Origin of the sequence: Halomonas sp. 5021 (assembly GCF_036663435.1) — a bacterium.
Lineage (GTDB): Bacteria > Pseudomonadota > Gammaproteobacteria > Pseudomonadales > Halomonadaceae > Vreelandella > Vreelandella janggokensis.
Map to the genome: position 1 here is coordinate 68901 of NZ_JAXOVU010000006.1, position 18684 is coordinate 87584.

19 protein-coding genes are annotated in these 18684 nt (G+C 57.7%); 14 read left to right on the forward strand and 5 right to left on the reverse strand.

The window, feature by feature from the left end:
- Positions 1-92 precede the first annotated feature (92 nt).
- The gene (locus tag R3F64_RS11390) at positions 93-1670 is read right to left on the reverse strand and encodes an ABC transporter substrate-binding protein (protein WP_332611523.1); all 1578 of its coding nucleotides are present in this window, start codon (positions 1668-1670) and stop codon (positions 93-95) included.
- 279 nt (positions 1671-1949) lie between these two features.
- A complete protein-coding gene (locus R3F64_RS11395; protein WP_085919262.1) occupies positions 1950-2336 on the reverse strand; it encodes a glutaredoxin family protein in 387 nt (128 codons plus the stop codon).
- A 212-nt stretch (positions 2337-2548) separates the two neighbouring features.
- Between R3F64_RS11395 and mpl the strand changes: the two genes are divergently transcribed.
- The 3 genes from mpl to R3F64_RS11410 are packed head-to-tail and all read left to right on the forward strand — an operon-like array spanning position 2549 to position 5220.
- Entirely contained in the window at positions 2549-3934 is a 1386-nt protein-coding gene (gene mpl, locus R3F64_RS11400) for a UDP-N-acetylmuramate:L-alanyl-gamma-D-glutamyl-meso-diaminopimelate ligase (RefSeq protein WP_199285211.1), read from the forward strand.
- Positions 3934-4593 (forward strand): flavin prenyltransferase UbiX, encoded by a 660-nt coding sequence (locus tag R3F64_RS11405; RefSeq protein WP_085919264.1) that lies wholly within the window; start codon positions 3934-3936, stop codon positions 4591-4593. The genes mpl and R3F64_RS11405 overlap by 1 nt, the downstream gene beginning before the upstream one ends.
- Positions 4594-4596: 3 nt before the next feature.
- A complete protein-coding gene (locus R3F64_RS11410; RefSeq protein ID WP_332611526.1) occupies positions 4597-5220 on the forward strand; it encodes a LysE family translocator in 624 nt (207 codons plus the stop codon).
- A 28-nt stretch (positions 5221-5248) separates the two neighbouring features.
- On the opposite strand, the gene R3F64_RS11415 is transcribed toward R3F64_RS11410, so the two are convergent.
- Together R3F64_RS11415 and R3F64_RS11420 are read right to left on the reverse strand one after the other, a co-directional pair.
- Positions 5249-6181, reverse strand: a complete 933-nt coding sequence (locus tag R3F64_RS11415; RefSeq protein ID WP_309783243.1) for a diguanylate cyclase domain-containing protein — start codon at positions 6179-6181, stop codon at positions 5249-5251.
- Positions 6178-7032: a hypothetical protein gene (locus R3F64_RS11420; RefSeq protein WP_085919266.1), complete on the reverse strand. Its 855-nt coding sequence runs from the start codon at positions 7030-7032 to the stop codon at positions 6178-6180. The genes R3F64_RS11415 and R3F64_RS11420 overlap by 4 nt, the downstream gene beginning before the upstream one ends.
- A gap of 192 nt (positions 7033-7224) precedes the next feature.
- Here R3F64_RS11420 and R3F64_RS11425 point away from each other — a divergent pair, with 192 nt between their 5' ends.
- From R3F64_RS11425 to lipB, 11 genes are all read left to right on the forward strand, one after another.
- Complete coding sequence (locus tag R3F64_RS11425; protein ID WP_264826212.1) at positions 7225-8532, forward strand: glutamate-5-semialdehyde dehydrogenase; 1308 nt, start codon at positions 7225-7227, stop codon at positions 8530-8532.
- The gene (gene nadD, locus R3F64_RS11430; protein WP_085919268.1) at positions 8529-9194 is read left to right on the forward strand and encodes a nicotinate-nucleotide adenylyltransferase; all 666 of its coding nucleotides are present in this window, start codon (positions 8529-8531) and stop codon (positions 9192-9194) included. The genes R3F64_RS11425 and nadD overlap by 4 nt, the downstream gene beginning before the upstream one ends.
- A gap of 55 nt (positions 9195-9249) precedes the next feature.
- Positions 9250-9630 carry a ribosome silencing factor gene (gene rsfS, locus R3F64_RS11435; RefSeq protein WP_085919269.1) on the forward strand — a complete coding sequence of 127 codons (381 nt, stop codon included), beginning with the start codon at positions 9250-9252 and terminating at the stop codon, positions 9628-9630.
- Positions 9627-10094: a 23S rRNA (pseudouridine(1915)-N(3))-methyltransferase RlmH gene (rlmH, locus tag R3F64_RS11440; protein WP_085919270.1), complete on the forward strand. Its 468-nt coding sequence runs from the start codon at positions 9627-9629 to the stop codon at positions 10092-10094. Before rsfS ends, rlmH begins: the two co-directional genes overlap by 4 nt.
- 54 nt (positions 10095-10148) lie before the next feature.
- Entirely contained in the window at positions 10149-12056 is a 1908-nt protein-coding gene (gene mrdA / locus R3F64_RS11445; protein ID WP_332611532.1) for a penicillin-binding protein 2, read from the forward strand.
- A gap of 2 nt (positions 12057-12058) precedes the next feature.
- Positions 12059-13216 (forward strand): rod shape-determining protein RodA, encoded by a 1158-nt coding sequence (gene rodA, locus R3F64_RS11450; protein ID WP_085919272.1) that lies wholly within the window; start codon positions 12059-12061, stop codon positions 13214-13216.
- A gap of 47 nt (positions 13217-13263) precedes the next feature.
- Positions 13264-14322, forward strand: coding sequence for a lytic murein transglycosylase B (gene mltB / locus R3F64_RS11455; protein WP_332611535.1), 1059 nt, complete (start codon positions 13264-13266; stop codon positions 14320-14322).
- A complete protein-coding gene (locus R3F64_RS11460) occupies positions 14319-15278 on the forward strand; it encodes a septal ring lytic transglycosylase RlpA family protein (protein ID WP_332611537.1) in 960 nt (319 codons plus the stop codon). Before mltB ends, R3F64_RS11460 begins: the two co-directional genes overlap by 4 nt.
- Before the next feature lie 67 nt (positions 15279-15345).
- Complete coding sequence (locus tag R3F64_RS11465; protein WP_332611539.1) at positions 15346-16545, forward strand: D-alanyl-D-alanine carboxypeptidase family protein; 1200 nt, start codon at positions 15346-15348, stop codon at positions 16543-16545.
- Positions 16546-16603: 58 nt separating this feature from the next.
- A complete protein-coding gene (locus R3F64_RS11470; protein WP_066315147.1) occupies positions 16604-16915 on the forward strand; it encodes an HP0495 family protein in 312 nt (103 codons plus the stop codon).
- Complete coding sequence (gene lipB, locus R3F64_RS11475) at positions 16915-17586, forward strand: lipoyl(octanoyl) transferase LipB (protein WP_332611542.1); 672 nt, start codon at positions 16915-16917, stop codon at positions 17584-17586. Before R3F64_RS11470 ends, lipB begins: the two co-directional genes overlap by 1 nt.
- Before the next feature lie 20 nt (positions 17587-17606).
- On the opposite strand, the gene lipA is transcribed toward lipB, so the two are convergent.
- A complete protein-coding gene (gene lipA, locus R3F64_RS11480) occupies positions 17607-18662 on the reverse strand; it encodes a lipoyl synthase (RefSeq protein ID WP_066315151.1) in 1056 nt (351 codons plus the stop codon).
- Between the last annotated feature and the right edge of the window lie 22 nt (positions 18663-18684).

Genomic DNA, 18684 nt, shown 5'->3' on the forward strand with positions numbered 1-18684 from the left:
CGTTTCCGTCAGTAAAACAGGTAGGGCTCGCCCCGAAGCGGATAACCTCGGGGCGAGCTTTTCGAATGACGCTGGGTTAATTCACTGGCGCCTTATTCGGCGTCCATGACCAGGTCACCCAGGTAGGGGAAGTTCATCACGTTGACCACCGGCTCGATGTTGACGTGATTGGCCGACGCCCAGGCCAGGTCCTGCCAATGCAGCGGTATAATCGCAGCTTCGTCGTAAAGTGTTTGCTCGACTTCCTGAAGCATGGCCGCACGCTTGGCGCGATCCACTTCCACGTTGGCCTCGGCCACCAGTGCATCAAGCTCTGGATTGCAGTAGTTACCTGCATTGTACTGTCCGGCGCCGGTGTCCGGATCCGGGCAGGCCGTCAAGTATTCGTGGAAATTGGCGCTGTCTTCGGTGTCTGCGTGCCAGCCGATCAGCATCATGTCGGCGGCGCGGTCATCGTACTCGCCCCAGTATTGTGCTTTGGGAAGCGTGCTCAGATCCACGTTGACGTTGATGCGAGCCAGCATCGCTGCCACGGCCTGGGCAATCTTGGCATCGTTCACGTAGCGGTTGTTGGGCGCCATCATCGTGATGTCAAAGCCGTCTTCATAGCCTGCTTCGGCCATCAGTTCCTTGGCACGCTCCAGGTCGTGGCGAAGCTCAAGGCTTTCGATATGACCAGCGTAACCTTCCGGAGAAAACTGCGCGGCAGGCGTGGCAAAGCCTTTCATCAACCGGTCAGCAATTGCTTCCTGATTAACGGCGTAGGCAAAGGCTTGACGTACGCGTGGATCCTGGAACGCCTCGACACGCTCCTGGTTCATGTGGAAGAAGATGATTCGCGTGCCCGACATCGTTACGAGCTGGGCGTCTTCGCTTTCGCGAACGCGTTCCAGGTCATTGGGTGGTACCGGGGCGATGAAATCAACGTCGCCGGAAAGCAGTGCCGCCACGCGGGTCGCGTTTTCACTGATGGGCGTGAGGATGATGTTATCGACATTGCCCGGTGATTCGGTGTCCCAATAGTTAGGGTTGCGCTCGAACTCGGTACGAACACCCTGCTGACGATCGGCGACGGTATAAGGGCCGGTGCCTGAAACGTTACGTGAGGCAAAGGAGTTGCCGTTTTTGACGATTTCGTCTTTCGGGTCACCGTCCTCGGCTTCTCCTGAATAGAAGGCGCTATCCATGGGGAAGACGTAAGTCGCCAGGTTCAGCAGCAGCGGGTAGGGTGTCTTGGTGGTGATTTCTACTGTGTAGTCGTCAACGGCAGTGACGCTTTCGATGGGGTCAAAAATCGCTTTGAAGTCAGGACTGCGCTGGAGACGCTCGATAGTCCAGACGACATCGTCGGCAGTGAAGGCGTTTCCGCTGTGAAATTCAACGCCTTCGCGCAGCGACATACGCATGGTGGTGTCGTCGATGCGTTCCCAGTCAGAGGCCAGGCGCGGCTCGAATTCAAGCGCATCATTCCAGCGCACGAGCGGGTCGTGGGTCATGTGCGACAGCTGCAGGATCCCGCCCGACAGCTGTTCGTGAATATCCAGCGATACCGGGTCGGCATCGTAGGGCATACGCAGCGTGTTTTCGGCCTGTGCGGCAGTGGACAGGAGGGCTGTGCTGGCAAGCGTTGCGCCAATCACGGAAGCTAGTAGCGTTTTTTTAAACGTCATCATTATTCCTAATCGTTGTTCCCAAGAAGGATTATTGTTTGTTCGCTTTGCTGCTCTGCCACGCACCCTTGATGTTTCAGGGGGCGCATAACGGCAACAAAACAGACACGGTCAGCTCGAAAGCTATGCGTCTAACATAGTGAGAGGCGAGGGTTCTCTACAATCGAAATAATGACTGACCTCATTCAGCATATGAATGAGGCAGGCGGTGGCGAGCGTTACGGAGAGGAATTGAGACGAAAGGAGTAGTTGGAAACGTCACCCAGGCAGGCTTTCAAATTATCCAAACCGTTGATGTAGCCAGCGATTGATCTCATCAGATTCATACAGCCATTCTTCGCGTCCATCATCGTGGGCAATTTTCAAGCACGGCACTTTGACGCGGCCGCCACCTTCCTGCAGTGCCTTTTTGTGGTCAGGGTCCAACTGGGCATCACGTTTTTCAATCGTCAGCCCCAGGCGGGCCATTTCCTTGCGCACCTTGATACAAAACGGGCAGGTGCGGAACTGATACAACGCCAGGCTGTTACATGCTTCGTCTACCCTGGCCTGTTCCTCAGGCGAGCGCTTTACTGCCTGGGGTGTCGAAAGTTTCTCGGATATCAGCATGATAGGTGCAAGCAATACGCGTAGACCGCGGAAAAAATAGCGTACCAGTATGCGCATAAAGTAACCCTCATCGTAATCATGCTTGCCGTCTCGATTAGAGTAGCGGGAAGCGTAGGCGTATGGACTGACCGGGCATCGTGCAATATCTGAGAGACGTTGTCACTGGAGGATGGTTCCCTTGTGGTACGGCCACCGCTCAAGACAGGTGAGCCCAAAGGCTGGGCGTGCTAGGCTTGCGGGCTGTTTAGGGGTTGTTTAGAGGCGTAGCGATGCATCTGCACATTATCGGAATTTGCGGCACTTTTATGGGCAGTTTGGCGCTGCTCGCCAGGGAGTTGGGTCATCAGGTGAGTGGTTCTGACGCCAATGTCTATCCGCCGATGAGCACCCAGCTGGAAGAAGCGGGAATCAGCCTGATGGAAGGCTACCGGGCCGCGCACCTGCAGCCAGCCCCCGACATGGTGGTGGTAGGCAATGCGCTTTCCCGGGGCAATGAGGAAGTCGAAGCCTTGCTGAACAGCGGCCTCCCGTATACGTCCGGCGCCCAGTGGCTGGCAGAGCACGTGTTGCCGGGGCGGCGGGTAATCGCCGTGGCGGGCACACATGGTAAAACCACCACCGCCAGCCTGTTAGCCTGGTTACTGGAAAGTGCAGGGCTATCGCCGGGGTTTCTGATTGGTGGCGTGCCACGAAACTTTAACGTCTCGGCCCGGCTGGGGGCACTGGATGCGCCTTTCGTGGTGGAGGCCGACGAGTACGACACGGCGTTTTTCGATAAGCGATCCAAGTTTGTTCACTATCGCCCTGATATTGCGGTACTGCATAACCTGGAATACGACCACGCGGATATTTTTCCAGACCTGGCCGCCATCGAGCGTCAATTCCATCATCTGGTGCGAACCGTGCCCAGCCAGGGGCGTCTCTTGGTTGCCGATGGGCAGCCAGCGCTTGAGCGGGTGCTGGAGCAGGGCGTTTGGACGCCCGTTGACTATGTGGGCGACCACCCGGATAGCGCTTGGCAGTTGCGCAGCGAGCGCGCCGATGCAAGCCGTTTCCAGGTCATCTACCGCGATCCTGAAAGTACGATTGAAGAAGATGGCGTGGTGGAGTGGGCCTTGACCGGCGAACACAATGCACGCAATGCCTTGGCCGCATTGGCCGCTGCCTGGCAGTGTGGCGTCGACCTGGCGCGAGGCTGCGCAGCCCTGGCGCGCTTTGAAACCCCACGCCGTCGTCAGGAGGTGCGCGGGGAGGTCAGTGGTATTCAGGTCATCGATGATTTTGCCCATCACCCCACCGCCATTGCGGCGACGCTGCAGGGCCTCAGAGCGGCAACCCCGAAGGGGCGCCTGCTGGCGGTTATCGAGCCGCGTTCCAATACCATGCGATTGGGGGCAATGCGTGAACGCCTGATGGAAAGCGTAGCGGAAGCCGATGCGATTTTCTGGTTTCAGCCGCCCAGTGTGGCCTGGTCGATGGAGGCGCTAGTAGACGCTCAGGCGCATTCGACGCTTTACGATGATATTGACGTGCTGGTGAGCGCCGTCGTCACCCAGGCATCACCTCAGGATCGTATTGTGGTGATGTCGAACGGCAGCTTTGAGGGCGTTCACGAGCGCTTGATAAGCGCATTAGCCGCCAGGAAGGAGGCGTAATGGCAAACCCGATGACAGCGACTTTCAAACCACCGGTCACCGTCGCGCTGACCGGTGCCTCGGGGGCACAGTACGGGCTTCGGCTGATTGAGGTGCTGGTGGCCGCCAACCATGAAGTCTGGGTGATGATCTCCAAGGCCGCCCATATGGTGATCGCCACCGAAACCGAGATTACCCTGCCCGCACAGCCAGAAAGGCTTGCCGCGGCGCTGAGCGAGCGCAGCGGCGCGGCTGACGGGCAAGTTCGCTGTTTTGGTCGTGAAGACTGGATGGCGCCTGTGGCGTCAGGGTCGGGCGCGCCTTCTGCCATGGTGATCTGTCCGTGCTCGACGGGCACGCTATCGGCCGTGGCCACCGGTGCCAGCAACAACCTGATCGAGCGCGCGGCTGACGTGGCGGTGAAGGAGCGACGCACGCTGGTGATGGTGCCGCGGGAGAGCCCGTTTTCCCCGATTCATCTCGAGCATATGCTGGCCCTGAGTCGGCTTGGCGTGGTCATCCTGCCTGCAGCGCCCGGTTTCTACCATCGTCCTCAATCCATTGATGATTTGATCGATTTTATTGTGGCGCGCATTCTCAATCAGTTGGGCATCGATCACCAATTGATGCCGCGCTGGGGGGAAAAACAATCGACTGCTTCAACAACCAAGGATGGATAGCCAATGATGTCGTGGGCCACGCTCTCGGTATTTGTGCCGACTTTTTTGCTGGTGTCGTTAACGCCGGGTATGTGCATGACGCTGGCGATGGTTCTGGGTATGACCCAGGGCGTCAAGCGCGCCCTCTGGATGATGGTCGGCGAATTAATCGGGGGCGGGCTGGTAGCCGCGGCGGCGGGCGCAGGTGTGGCAGCACTGATGCTGCGCCAGCCAGCGCTTTTTATGGCGTTCAAATGGGTAGGCGGTGCGTACCTGGCCTATATCGGCATCATGATGTGGCGCTCGAGAGGGCGTATGGCGATCCCCAATGAGCTTGAAGCTGGCCCACCGGCAGGGCGGTGGCAATTGGCACTCCAGGGATTTTTAACGGCCGTCGCCAACCCCAAAGGATGGGCGTTTTTCATGGTACTGCTGCCGCCTTTCCTGGATAGCAGCCGACCTCTCGGCCAGCAACTGATTACGTTGATCGCCGTCATATTGACCATCGAGTTTGCCAGTATGCTGGTCTATGCCACCGGCGGAAAAACCCTGCGTCGTGTGCTGGGTAAAAGCGGCAATGTTCGCCTGTTGAACCGTATTGCCGGGACGTTGATGATTGGTGTGGGGGTGTGGCTGGCGCTGGGATAAGGCCAATTCGATACGGTCAGGTTGTCTGTCAGGGGGTCGCCAGTGCGTTGCCCCGGTTTTCCAGGCGTTGCAGATAGTGTTCAAAATTTTCTTTGGGGCAGGGCAGGCACGCGGCGATGCGCGCCTCGCACTGTCCGGTTTCGACCAATACACGCCGTGAAAGCGCGCGCTGAAGCCGGTCCCGGACCAGTAGCGCTCCGCTTTCGCTGGTGTCGGGCAATACCAGCCAAAAGGTTGCATTGTCGGCACGCCCCAGAAGGTCGTGGTCGCGACAGCAGCTATATACCTCGGTGCACAAGGCGCCAAGCAATGCCTGGGCGGCGCGGGCGCCGAACTGCTCTTCCGCCATGTCACGTTGAGGTAAGTGGATGACCAGCACTGCCAAACGCTGGTTGAGCATATCGGCCCGCTGGTATTCACTGTGCAAACGTTCCTTCAGTGTGTCGATATGGTAGGCGTCGCACTCGCTGTCATTGGGATCGGTGGCTCGCAGCAATGCGCGGCGTCTTGCATGTTCCCAGCGTGGCAGTGCAAGCAAAAGCGCCAGCGCCACGTAACCCATCACCAGGGTAGGCGATGCTTGGGCTAGCGCAGGCATCAACCACCACAGTGGAATTAATACCATATGCAATAAGACCGCGCTCAGCAGGGGAAGCAGCAGGAAAGCGGCGGTCATCGGCAAACCGATCCAGATCAGTGGGGTTTCGGGTTGGTAATAAAGCGCGGCAATGACGCTTGTATAGGTGCAAAAAAGCAGCACCAGCCTCGGCAGGTGAGCGCGCATGTCCTGGCCCAGATGGAGCAGAAAGGCGGCCAGCAGGAGCAGGATCATGAAGCTGGGCATGACGAGGTCGCGATATTCGCCCATGGCATAAAGCCAAACAGTATAGCTGCCCATCAAGGCGATACTGGCTATATACGCCAGCGTCACCAGTTGCCGAGGGAAATGATGCTGAGTCATGGCTGGCCTCGCAATTCGCCTGCCTCTCGTCGGGTCAGCGTTTGAAGCGTTGAGGGGGTAGGGGGCACATCCATTAACTCGATTGGGTTGGCGATAGTGTTGTCGGGTAACGCGTTGATTAATGACTGGTAACGCTCATGCGCTTCGAGTGCCGAGCGAGACAGCATTAACGTTGCCAGGGTCGTGCCATCGAGACGGTACACATTCTCGAAGTCGTGGGTAAGTTCGCAGAGTTTTTTGGCTGTTGGCCACAGTTGATGGCGCTTTACATGCAGGACTATTAGTTCGCCATAAATGCCTTCCCGCGCGCAACGCGTCTGTTCCCGCTGGATGTCCCTCACCAACTGCTCGCCAGCCCACAGGTTCAAGCCTGGAACGAGTCGCAACCGTTGGCGAATCGCTCCGTTCATGTCGATCAGCTGTTGTGCACGGGCCAATGCCAGAACGCACAGGATCGCCAGTGAAATAACCATCAATAGCCAGGCGGGTGTCGATAACTGCGGGGCCACCAGCACACTGCTGAGCAGGGCAGCGCTTATGTTGAACGCGGCTACCCAGCTCATTTGCGGTAACATGAACAAGGCCGCCCAGGCCCAGATCAACAGACCGTGGCGTTCCGGAGCGGCGGCAATCAGCCCGAGTAGAAGCGCCCCGGGCAGCAGCTGCCACGGACGGCCACGCGGGTAGCGGTGGCTGAAGTCCAGTAAAAGGGCGGTAATAAATAGCCAGCCTACTGAAAGCCATAGCACCAACGCTGCCGACGGCGGTGCGGAGGGTGTCCATAGGGCAAGCGCTACGGCCGCCGCCAGCAGGTTGGCTCTTAATAGACGTATTTTGTATTTATTTTGCATGGTGGCTTACTATCAACCCTTGGACAGATGCGTGATGGTGAGCGTGATATGCGTAAAATCGTCATTAGAAAGGTGGCGAGAAGTGTTAAATAAGCCCTTAGTATAGCGCTAAAATAGCTTAGCACGCCGCTTAACTTACAGGCTAAATATGACCGAGTGGCTTATGCCCACCGAGAAATTTATGGAGATCGCATGAGCGTTTCAACATCGTTCGACGCCGATGCAAAGCTATCCCTTGAGGCTGGCGATGTCGCGGCCTACATGCAATCACTTGGCAAAGCCGCTCGTCAGGCGGCGAGTGAGCTGCGTCGCGCTGATTCGGGCCAGAAAAACCGAGCGCTGTATGCCATGGCCGCCCGCCTGGATGCGGCCCGTGAGGATGTGCTGGCGGCCAACAGCGAAGACCTGTCAAGAGGGCAGGAAAACGGCCTTGACGCGGCGTTGCTGGATCGTCTGGCCCTCAGCGATGCGCGTATCGACGCCATGATCGAGGGGTTGAACCAGGTGGCCGCACTGCCCGACCCGGTGGGTGAGATCAGTGACATGCGCTATCGCCCCAGCGGTATTCAGGTGGGAAAAATGCGCGTTCCCCTGGGCGTGATCGGCATCATCTACGAGTCGCGTCCTAACGTGACCCTTGAAGCCGCGAGTTTATGTCTTAAAGCGGGTAATGCCTGTGTGCTGCGGGGTGGCTCCGAGGCGCGTGCGTCCAATGCAGCCATTAGCCGCTGTATCCAGGAAGGGCTTGGCGATGCAGGGCTGCCAGCCGGTAGTGTTCAGGTGGTGGCCACGAGTGACCGCGCAGCGGTCGGGGCAATGATTACCATGCCTGATTATATCGACGTGATCATTCCCCGCGGTGGCAAGTCGCTTATCGAGCGTATTTCCCGCGAAGCGAAGGTGCCGGTCATCAAGCACCTTGACGGTGTCTGTCATGTCTATATCCACAGTCTGGCCGATCCGGCCAAGGCGCTGTCGATTGCGGTCAATGCCAAGACTCACCGCTATGGCACCTGCAATACCATGGAAACGCTGCTGGTGGATGCGGCGATTGCCGACCTCCTGCTGCCCGAACTCGCCCGTCAATATGCCGAGCATGAGGTCGAATTGCGTGGCTGCGAGCAAACCCAGGCGCTGCTTCCTCAGGCGCTTCCGGCAAGCGACGATGACTGGAGTGCCGAATATCTGGCGCCGATACTCGCAATCAAGGTGGTCGACGACATTGATGAGGCGATCGCCCATATTGAACGCTATGGTTCGCATCACACCGACGCCATCGTGACTGAAGACTACTCGCTGGCCCGCCGTTTTATGGCCGAAGTGGACTCAAGCTCGGTGGTCGTTAACGCCTCGACTCGTTTCGCCGATGGGTTCGAATATGGCCTGGGGGCTGAAATCGGCATCTCCACGGATAAGTTGCATGCCCGTGGGCCGGTTGGGCTTGAAGGCTTGACCACTCAGAAGTACGTGGTCATGGGTAGTGGCCAGGTTCGCGAATGACCCGGCCGGCACGTATCGCCATGCTCGGCGGCACCTTTGATCCGGTGCATAATGGTCATTTGCGCAGCGCGGTGGAGTTGCGTGATGCGCTAGGGCTGGACACAGTCCACATGATACCCGCACCGCAGCCGCCCTTGCGCGATACGCCTCAGGTATCGCCGCAACAGCGCCTTGAACTGTTACAAACGGCCATTGGTGATACGCCAGGTCTCAAGGCCGATGGGCGTGAGCTTGAGCGTGATGGTCCTTCCTATAGCGTGGATACGCTGCGTTCGCTTCGTCATGAGTACGGTGAACAGGCGAGACTGGTCATGGCCATAGGCTGGGACGCATTTTTGCGGCTTGACCAATGGCACAAGCCTGAGCAGCTGTTTGCGTTTGCCCACCTGGTGGTGATCGCCCGACCAGGCCATGCCGATGCACCGTCGAGGCCTCTTATGGAACTGCTGGACGAGCGTGAAGTCGATAGCGTGTCCCGTTTAATGGCCTCGCCTCACGGGCAGGTATTACGTGTCACCTTGCCTTCCACGATGGCCATTTCAGCAACCCACATTCGCCAGTGGCTGGGGCAGGGCAAAAGCGTACGTTTTCTGGTCCCCGAGGCGGTGGAAAGTACCATTTTACGCGAAGGGCTGTATCAGCGCTGGCAGTCCGCTTATTAGTCGTTACAATGGCCCGCTTCAAAAAGCGCATTACATGGGGTTATCGTTAGGAGATATGCACATCGATACATTGAAGAGCGTAGCGCTTGATGCGCTGGAAGAATTGAAGGCTCGAGACATCGCTCAGTTGGACGTCACTGGGCTGACCGACGTTGCCGATATCATGTTGATTGCCAGCGGTACGTCAACCCGCCATGTTGCTGCCCTGGCCCAGAACGTGGTTGAAAAAGCCAAAGCTGCCGGGCTATCCCCGCGGGGTGTCGAGGGGGGTGACAACGCCGACTGGGTGCTTGTCGACCTGAGCGACGTGATTGTTCACATCATGCTGCCTGAAGCACGCGCCCTGTATGACCTGGAACGTTTATGGGCCGACTTGCCCAGCGACACCGGGCGGCGTGAGCTTTCGCTAAGTGACGAGCCGGCCAGCATGTCATGAAAATCCGCCTGTTGGCGGTGGGCAGTAAAATGCCCGCCTGGGTGGAAGAGGGCGTAGAAACCTACCGCAAGCGCCTGCCGAAAGATTTCAGCCTGGATATCGAAGAAGTGGCGCTGGGCCAGCGTGGTAAAAATGCGGATATAGCCCGGGCTCGGGAACAAGAGGCGGAGCGCATTCGCAGCAAGCTACGTGGCAACGAGCATGTGGTCGCGCTGGAGGTTGATGGCAAGGCCTGGACCACCGAACAGCTCGCCCGGCAGGCCGATGGCTGGCGACTGCAAGGTCAGGATGTGGTGCTGCTGGTTGGCGGCCCGGACGGGCTTGACCCTGCTGTGTCGGCGATGGCTCAGCAGCGCTGGTCGTTATCGCCACTTACCTTACCTCATCCATTGGTGCGTATCATGCTCGCCGAGCAGCTTTATCGTGCCTGGACGCTGCTGGTGGGGCATCCCTACCATCGTTGAGTTATTCAGACAGCTGGATGCCCTTCATCGATTGAATGAGAGTTAGTCATCGCTATGCCACCGCGCTCCGACAAGCTTAAGAACACCGAGCAAGAACTTCGGATTTTTCGTGCCAGAGCCTTACTGGCCTTTGTGGTTGTGGTGGCCTTGACGAGCCTGCTGGTTGGACGTCTGGCTTATCTGCAGGTTGCTCAGCATGATGTTTACAGCACACGCTCTGAAAAAAATCGTGTTCGCGTTGAACCCTTGCCGCCTAACCGTGGGTTGATATACGACCGCAACGGGGTGCTACTGGCGGAAAACCGGCCCACCTACAACCTGACACTGGTGCGCGAGCGATCGGAAGACGTCGATGAAACCCTGGAACTTCTGGTCGAGCTTCTTGAACTCAAAGGTGAAGAAATCAGCACCTTCTATGAGCGCTCCCAGCAATGGCAGCGCCCCTTTCAGCCCGTTCTTCTGGCGAGCGACCTCAGTGAGGAGCAGATTGCCCGGTTAGCCGTTAATCGTCATCAGTTACCCGGAGTGGAGGTCGAGGCTCAATTACTGCGTTATTACCCCAATGCTGAGGTGATGGCGCATGCGCTGGGTTATGTCGGACGCATCAACGCCGAAGAGTTGGCTAACCTGGATGCGACCCGCTATGCCGGAACGCACTTTATCGGCAAGACGGGTATCGAGCGGTTTTACGAGGATGAACTGCACGGCCAGGCAGGCTTGCGAAGGGTTGAAACCAACGCGCGGGGGCGTGTGCTGCGTGAGCTTGGACGCACCGACCCAGTGCCCGGCAAGGATTTGACGTTGACCCTTGATTCGTCGCTGCAGATGCTCGCCTACGAGTTGATGGATGGCCGCCGGGGTTCCATCGTCGCCATCGAGCCAGGCAGTGGCGAGATACTTGCCATGGTCTCGACGCCCGGTTTTGACAGTAATCAGTTTGTCACCGGTATCGACAGGGCCTCGTATCAAGCACTCCAGGAAAATCTTAACTTGCCGTTGTTCAACCGGGCAACTCGTGGTCACTATCCGCCCGGCTCGACGATCAAGCCTTTCCTGGCGCTTGGCGGACTTGTCGATGGAGCGATCACGCCCGATACCACCATCAACGACCCCGGCTATTATCAATTGCCCAATGATTCAAGGCGTTATCGAAACTGGCTGCGTTGGGGGCACGGTCGCGTGGATCTGGAACGCTCGCTGGCGGTGTCCAACAATACCTTTTATTACTCGCTGGCACACGAAATGGGCATTGATAGTCTCCATGAGCAAATGACCAACTTCGGTTTTGGTCAGCGTGTTGCGCATGATGTCCAGAGCCAGAGCTCAGGCTTGATGCCATCGCGTGAATGGAAGCGCGAACGTTTTAACCAGCCCTGGTATCCAGGTGAGACACTATCCGTGGGCATCGGTCAGGGGTACTGGCAGGTTACGCCGCTGCAGTTGGCCACCGCCACGGCCACATTGGCCAACCGTGGTGATTGGGTGAAGCCTCGTATGGCGCGAAAAATTGGTGATAAGCCGCTGGAACGGGACCTGCCCGATACCCCGGAGGATATCAACCTGGCACAAGACGACTGGTGGGACAGTGTGTTCAGCGGCATGGAAAAGGTGGTGAGCGGCAGAGAAGGGACCGCGCGGCGTACTGGTGTGGGTCTTGAGTATCGCATGGGGGGCAAATCGGGCACGGCACAAGTGTTTTCGCTGGGCCAGGACCAGCGCTACGATGCCGACGAGCTCGAAGAGCGCCTGCGTGACCATGCGCTGTTCATTGCCTTTGCGCCTATCGAAGACCCGCAAATTGCCGTTTCGGTCATCGTTGAAAATGCTGGTGGCGGGAGTACCCACGCCGCCCATCTTGCCAGGGCGATGACCGATGAATGGTTGCTGGACGACGATGCCCCCGAAGTCGACGAGGTGCGCGAGACCCTGGAAACCGATACCAGCAACGTGGAGGGCAACTGATCATGCCATGGCAGGCCATAACCCGATCACTACGCGGCCATCCGGTGCGTCCCAGCGGTGGTATCCCCAAGCGTCGCAGTATCTGGGAGCGCATTCATCTTGACCCCTGGCTACTGGGCCTCCTTCTGATCCTGATGAGCAGTGGCCTGCTGGTGATCTATAGCGCCTCTGGCCAGAGCATGAACGTGGTCATTGCCCAAGCTATTCGCTTTGGTGTCGCGCTGGTGGCAATGGTGGTGGTGGCCCAGTTTTCACCGATCTTTTTCATGCGCTGGGCACCCGTGGCCTACGGGGTCGGCGTGCTGATGCTGGTAGCTGTAGAACTGGTCGGTGATTTTGGCATGGGCGCTCAACGCTGGCTGGAAATCCCAGGTGTCATCCGCTTTCAGCCCTCGGAAATGATGAAGCTGGCCGTTCCCATGATGGTCGCGGCCTATCTCTACCGCTGTGAACTGCCCCCCAAGCTGAAAGATATTGTGGTCTGCGCATTCATTATTGGTCTTCCGGTCGCATTGATTGCCGCCCAGCCCGATTTGGGCACGTCACTGTTGGTTGCCAGTGCGGCGATCATCGTCGTGCTGCTGGCCGGTTTGTCGTGGCGACTGATCGGATTGGTGTCTGTGCTATTGATTTCAGGCTTTCCCTTGCTGTGGATGAACCTGCATAACTATCAGCGCCAGCGCATACTGACGTTTCTGAATCCGGAGACGGATCCGCTCGGCTCAGGCTGGAATATCATCCAGTCAACGACCGCCATTGGTAGCGGCGGTGTTTTTGGTAAGGGGTGGCTTGAGGGAACGCAATCACAGTTGGAGTTTCTGCCTGAGCGTCATACTGACTTTATCGTTGCGGTGCTGGGCGAAGAAGTTGGGCTTATCGGTATGGTGGTACTGATTTTTCTGTACCTGCTCATTGTGAGTCGCGGGCTGTGGTTGGCTAGCGAGTCGCAGAATACCTTTGGCCGTCTGGTCGCCGGCAGCATCATTCTGACGTTTTTTATCTATGTATTTGTCAATATCGGTATGGTGAGTGGAATATTGCCGGTCGTTGGGGTGCCGTTGCCGCTGGTCAGCTACGGCGGCACCTCAAGCGTGACCTTGCTGGTGGGTTTCGGTATTCTCATGTCGATTCACGCGCATCGTCGGCTTCTTCCACGCTAGCGGTAGCGATAGAAAATCACAGCGCAGCCCACAGGAGCAGTGAGTGAATGAATAGAGCCAAACGGATGGCGGTTGTCGGCGTTTTGGGGGTTATGGTCGGCGGCCTGGCGTTTCCTCTAATGGCGGAGGCTGACGGTGCCCAGAATTTCGACCCTGAGCACCATGCAGGCGCGCGTGCATTGGTGAAAAGTCTTGAGGACGAAGGATTGCCGAGCGACTGGTTAAACCGACAGTTGCGTCAGGCCAGACTGCGTCAGTCGGTGCTGGATGCCATGGCGGGGGCCGCCGAGCGTCATCTTGAATGGCACGAATACCGCGATATTTTCATGACCCAGCAGCGTATTGAAGAAGGCGTCGAGTTTCAGCAGGCCCATCAGGATGCGTTTGCCAAAGCGGAAGACGTTTATGGTGTTCCCCGCGACATCATTACCGCGATTATCGGCGTCGAGACCTACTATGGTCGCTACCGGGGTAGCCATCCGGTACTGGATTCCTTGGCGACGTTGGCCTTTGAGCACCCCACGCGGGGGAGTTTTTTTAGTCGTGAGCTAGAGGCCTTTCTGCAGATTGCGTACGAGCAGCAAGTTGACCCTGCGGCCCTAAAGGGCTCCTATGCCGGGGCAATGGGCTACCCCCAGTTTATTCCGACAAGCTATCAAGCCTATGCCGTTGACTTCGATGATGACGGGCAGCGCGATCTTTGGAACAACCCGGTTGACGCGATTGGCAGCGTTGCCAATTATTTTGCGGAGCACGGCTGGCAGGAAGGGCGTGCGGTCTATTACCCGGCGGAGGGGCCTGAAACGATGCCCTCTGATCTGTCCGTCAACCAGATAACACCCCCCGATACGTCGTTGGAGGCCTTGCAACGCGCAGGTATCACGCCTGATGTGGCGCTTGATGAAAGCGCCTCGGTCACGCCGCTGGTGCTTACTCTGAGCGATGGTCAACTGACGTATCGGCTCGGTGATCACAATTTTTACGTAATTACCCGCTACAATCACAGCCATCTTTATGCCATGGCTGTTGCCGAGTTGGCAGAAGCCATCTCCGCTGAGGCGCAAGCGGTGGGCGTAAAAAGTCTCCAGGGTGAGGATGACGCATGAAGTATTATGTGAACGTCTGGCAGCAATTAGGTTGTGCTGCCTTGATTCTGGCGGTTGTCAGCGGCTGTGCGAGTCACGAGCCGATGAGTGGCTCAAGCCAGCCAGCGCAAAATCGCACAGGAGCAAGTACCGATCCGAGCAATGATCGTGATACTGCCGGCGGGCGTTACGCCATGAGCGGGGATGCCTATCCGCTCGAGCCGCCGGATGTCTCCAGCGTGCCGGATGCAGTGCCCCGCGATGAACCGCTTTCACGGGCAGGCAACCGATCAACCTACGAGGTTTGGGGTAAGACCTATCATGTCTTGCCCGATGCCGACGGGTACACCAAGCAGGGGCTGGCCTCCTGGTACGGCGAAAAGTTTCACGGCTACGCAACGTCGAACGGTGAAATCTATGACATGTACAAAATGTCGGCGGCGCATCGTTCGCTCCCGCTGCCCACCTATGCACGTGTGACCAGTGAACGTAACGGACAGTCGGTGATTGTCAGGGTCAATGACCGTGGTCCTTTCCACAGTGACCGCGAAATTGATCTTTCCTACGCGGCAGCTGCCAGGCTGGGTATTCTGGATGAAGGGACTGGCGCGGTGACGGTCGAGGCGATAAATCCCGAACAGTGGCAGGCGCAGCGTTCGCGTAACACGTCTCGGTCAACGCCTGTGCCCGACACGGCAACGGCAAGTGCACCGGTAACGCCCGAGCGCAACAGAGATAATCCGCCGAGCGAGCCAAGTGGTGGGGTCGTCTATTTACAAATAGCCGCGTTAGGCGATCCCCAAAACGCTCAGAAAATGCGTTCAGAATTGAGCAATACCATTTCTCACGATGTGCGTGTGAGCCAAGACGACGATATTTATCGCGTTCAGGTGGGCCCGGTTTCTGCTGATCAAGAGAGTGACGCTCGCAAAGCGTTACACGATGCGGGCTTTACCGATGTATTTATCGTGCGATAATTGCAAATCGCTATTTTAGACGCGCGCTAACGAGCGCGTTTTTTTTCAAGTTAATGAGAATGTCATCATGAAAGTGTTCAGTGCTTTGTTTTCTTCCGTGCGGCTTTGTTTGTTGGCGGTAACAATTGTGGCTGCCCCTGCTGCCAGTGCCCAAGAGACCCCTCAGCCACAAACCCTTATTCCTGCACCGCCGCAACTGGCCGCCAGTTCGTGGATATTGATGGATGCCGATAGTGGCAAGGTGTTGGCGCAGCATAACGCTGATGAACGCTTACCACCCGCCAGCTTGACCAAGTTGATGACCGCCTATCTGGTAGAGCGTGAGCTGGATCGCGGGAGCATTGCCCTTGATGACCAGGTAAGCATCAGCGAAAAAGCGTGGCGCACGGGCGGCTCTAAAATGTTCGTCGAAGTCGGCGACCAGGTCGCGGTTGAAGACCTGCTGCATGGCATCATCATTGTGTCGGGCAATGACGCCAGTGTGGCGATGGCCGAGCACCTGGCGGGCGGTGAAGCCCCGTTTGCCGATTTGATGAACCAACATGCCGCACGCCTGGGCATGGAAAACTCCAATTTTGAAAACCCGACGGGGCTGCCGGGAGAAAACCACTATTCGTCTGCCCGCGATATGGCGCTATTGACGCAACATATCGTCAATGACTATCCAGAGCATTACGCCATCTACTCTGAACGCGAGTTTACCTACGGCGGTATTACGCAACCGAACCGTAACCGCCTCTTGTGGCGTGACCCATCGGTCGACGGCTTGAAAACCGGCTGGACCTCCGAGGCGGGTTACTGTCTGGTGTCCTCGGCTAAACGAGACGACATGCGGTTGATTTCCGTGGTCATGGGAACCGATTCTGAAGAGGCCCGGGCTCAGGAAACCCAGAAGCTGCTCAGCTACGGCTTCCGGTTTTTTGAAACCATGAGCCTTTACGAACGTGGTGCCGTGCTGGCCACGCCGCGTATATGGGGGGGCGATGTCAATGAGGTTCGCGTCGGGGTGGATGAAGCCGTCACCATGACATTGCCGCGTAACCGCAATGACGAGCTGCGCGCCCGCCTGAACCTTGATGCTGAGCTCCAGGCGCCCCTCAGCGTTGGCGACGAAGTAGGTACGCTTGAGATTCACATGGGTGACGATGTCGTCGGTGAGCGGCAGCTAGTGGCATTGGAAGACGTTGAGGAGGGGGGCTTTTTCAAGCAGTTGCTTGATCAGGTGCGCCGCTTTTTCTCTAATCTGATCAGTGATTTTACTGACTGATGCTCGGCTGTCTTGCCGTCGAAGCAGGAATATCATTTGCAAAACCAGTGAGTTTGTCATGTCAAAAGGTGGACAAAACAGCTTTCGCGATCTGCGTCAGCCGGCGGCACAAGAAGCGCCCAAGATCAGCTTTCCGTGCCCCTATCCGTTAAAAGTAGTGGGCGATGCCACCGAGGATTTCCCGGCACGGGTTTGCCAGGTGATTGTCCGGCACGCACCCGACTTTGATGAAACGACGATGCAAGTCATTGATAGCCGAAACGGACGCTTTCAATCCGTAAGGGTCACCATCACGGCCACCGGTGAACAACAGTTGAAGCAACTGTTCGACGAGCTGAAGGCCACTGGCCTCGTACATATGGTGGTGTAATGACGACACCGCCCATCGAACTGCATGTATTGGGCCGCAAGCCCTATCTGCCGGTTTGGCAGGCCATGCGTTCGTTGACGGATCATCGAGATCCACAGACGCCTGATCAGTTCTGGCTGGTTGAGCACGACCCGGTGTTTACCCAGGGGCAGGCCGGTAAGCCCGAGCATGTGTTGATGCCGGGCGATATTCCGGTCGTGCAGACCGACCGGGGCGGGCAGGTAACCTACCATGGCCCTGGTCAGGTGGTGTTGTATCCGTTGCTCGATGTGCGGCGAGGTAAGCTGGGCGTGCGCACGCTGGTGACCGCGCTGGAAAATGCGGTGATCAGCGTGCTGGCAGATTACGGTGTGTCGGCAAGGGCGCGTCCCGATGCGCCGGGCGTCTATGTGAAGGGCGACGCAGGGGAAGAAGCCAAGATAGCGTCGCTAGGTCTGCGTATCCGCCGCGGAGCGAGTTTTCACGGTGTGGCTTTCAATGTCGACGGGGACCTGACGCCCTTTTCTTACATCAACCCCTGTGGCTATGCGGGCATGCCGATGACTCGCCTGGCCGACTGGGTAACCTTGTCAAGCGACCACCGGGTAGGCGAGCAGTTGGCTGAGGCGCTGGCTTTTCAATTAAGCCGTTCGCTGGTAACGGCCGTGCAGCCGCCACCGCTGCTTGCATAGCGGTGGCGCCGTGGGGCTGATTAGCCGACATTGAGGGCCGGTATGATATTGGGATCCGGCTCTTCCTGGCCTGGTACCGCAGCTGGCGACGCCAGCCCGAGGTTGTTCTTCTCGAACACACGGTCGGCACGGTAGCTCGAGCGGACAAGCGGACCCGATGGCACTTCCATAAAGCCTTTCTCAAGCCCGATTTCGCGGTAGCGGTCGAACTCTTCAGGCGTTACCCAGCGCTCCACTGGCAGGTGATTCTTGGTCGGACGCAGATATTGTCCCAGGGTCACGATATCGACGCCGATTTCGCGCAAGTCGTCGAATGTCTTGAGAATCTCTTCGTCTGTTTCACCCAGGCCGAGCATCAAGCTGGTTTTGGTGATCACGTCAGGGCGATAGCGTTTGGCGTGGGCCAGGACGTCAAGGGTCTTGCGGTAGCCCGCACGCGGGTCACGGACGCGGCTGGTCAAGCGTTCAACCGTTTCGACGTTTTGGGCAAAGACTTCCAGCCCTGAATCGGCAACTTGCTCGATGGCCGCTGGTACCCCGTCGAAATCCGGCGTCAGTGCTTCAACCACGACGTGAGGGGTGCGTGCCTTGATGGCGCGAATGCAATTGGCGTAGTGGCTGGCGCCACCGTCGTCCAGGTCGTCGCGGTCCACCGAGGTAAGCACGATATAGCGTAGACCCATCAGCTCGACGGATTTTGCCGTGTTGTCTGGCTCCTCATGGTCGAGCCAGCCTTTCGGATTACCGGTATCGACCGCGCAGAAACGGCAGGCGCGGGTGCATACCGACCCCATCAGCATGATCGTCGCCGTGCCGTTGCTCCAGCACTCGCCCATGTTGGGGCAGTGGGATTCAGCGCAGACAGTGCTGAGCCGGTGGGTGGCAACATTCTTCTTGACCGCCTCGAAGCGCTCGCCACCAGGGATTTGAGCGCGAAGCCATTTGGGCTTGCGATCCAGAGAAGGGGCATCGGCGTCTGCTTTGCGCTGCTTCATGCCATCTTTAATCACCGTCATGCCGTGTTCATTGCGGAATTTTTCACCGCTGGGGACACGTGGCGAGGTGTTATTGCTCATAGCGAGAGAGCCTCTCTACTGG

Excerpts from the sequence above, each read along its gene's own strand:
- R3F64_RS11390 (WP_332611523.1), bottom strand. The coding sequence starts at position 1,670 with ATGACGTTTAAAAAAACGCTACTAGCTTCCGTGATTGGCGCAACGCTT.
- R3F64_RS11395 (WP_085919262.1), bottom strand. The coding sequence starts at position 2,336 with ATGCGCATACTGGTACGCTATTTTTTCCGCGGTCTACGCGTATTGCTT.
- mpl (WP_199285211.1), top strand. The coding sequence starts at position 2,549 with ATGCATCTGCACATTATCGGAATTTGCGGCACTTTTATGGGCAGTTTG.
- R3F64_RS11405 (WP_085919264.1), top strand. The coding sequence starts at position 3,934 with ATGGCAAACCCGATGACAGCGACTTTCAAACCACCGGTCACCGTCGCG.
- R3F64_RS11410 (WP_332611526.1), top strand. The coding sequence starts at position 4,597 with ATGATGTCGTGGGCCACGCTCTCGGTATTTGTGCCGACTTTTTTGCTG.
- R3F64_RS11415 (WP_309783243.1), bottom strand. The coding sequence starts at position 6,181 with ATGACTCAGCATCATTTCCCTCGGCAACTGGTGACGCTGGCGTATATA.
- R3F64_RS11420 (WP_085919266.1), bottom strand. The coding sequence starts at position 7,032 with ATGCAAAATAAATACAAAATACGTCTATTAAGAGCCAACCTGCTGGCG.
- R3F64_RS11425 (WP_264826212.1), top strand. The coding sequence starts at position 7,225 with ATGAGCGTTTCAACATCGTTCGACGCCGATGCAAAGCTATCCCTTGAG.
- nadD (WP_085919268.1), top strand. The coding sequence starts at position 8,529 with ATGACCCGGCCGGCACGTATCGCCATGCTCGGCGGCACCTTTGATCCG.
- rsfS (WP_085919269.1), top strand. The coding sequence starts at position 9,250 with ATGCACATCGATACATTGAAGAGCGTAGCGCTTGATGCGCTGGAAGAA.
- rlmH (WP_085919270.1), top strand. The coding sequence starts at position 9,627 with ATGAAAATCCGCCTGTTGGCGGTGGGCAGTAAAATGCCCGCCTGGGTG.
- mrdA (WP_332611532.1), top strand. The coding sequence starts at position 10,149 with ATGCCACCGCGCTCCGACAAGCTTAAGAACACCGAGCAAGAACTTCGG.
- rodA (WP_085919272.1), top strand. The coding sequence starts at position 12,059 with ATGCCATGGCAGGCCATAACCCGATCACTACGCGGCCATCCGGTGCGT.
- mltB (WP_332611535.1), top strand. The coding sequence starts at position 13,264 with ATGAATAGAGCCAAACGGATGGCGGTTGTCGGCGTTTTGGGGGTTATG.
- R3F64_RS11460 (WP_332611537.1), top strand. The coding sequence starts at position 14,319 with ATGAAGTATTATGTGAACGTCTGGCAGCAATTAGGTTGTGCTGCCTTG.
- R3F64_RS11465 (WP_332611539.1), top strand. The coding sequence starts at position 15,346 with ATGAAAGTGTTCAGTGCTTTGTTTTCTTCCGTGCGGCTTTGTTTGTTG.
- R3F64_RS11470 (WP_066315147.1), top strand. The coding sequence starts at position 16,604 with ATGTCAAAAGGTGGACAAAACAGCTTTCGCGATCTGCGTCAGCCGGCG.
- lipB (WP_332611542.1), top strand. The coding sequence starts at position 16,915 with ATGACGACACCGCCCATCGAACTGCATGTATTGGGCCGCAAGCCCTAT.
- lipA (WP_066315151.1), bottom strand. The coding sequence starts at position 18,662 with ATGAGCAATAACACCTCGCCACGTGTCCCCAGCGGTGAAAAATTCCGC.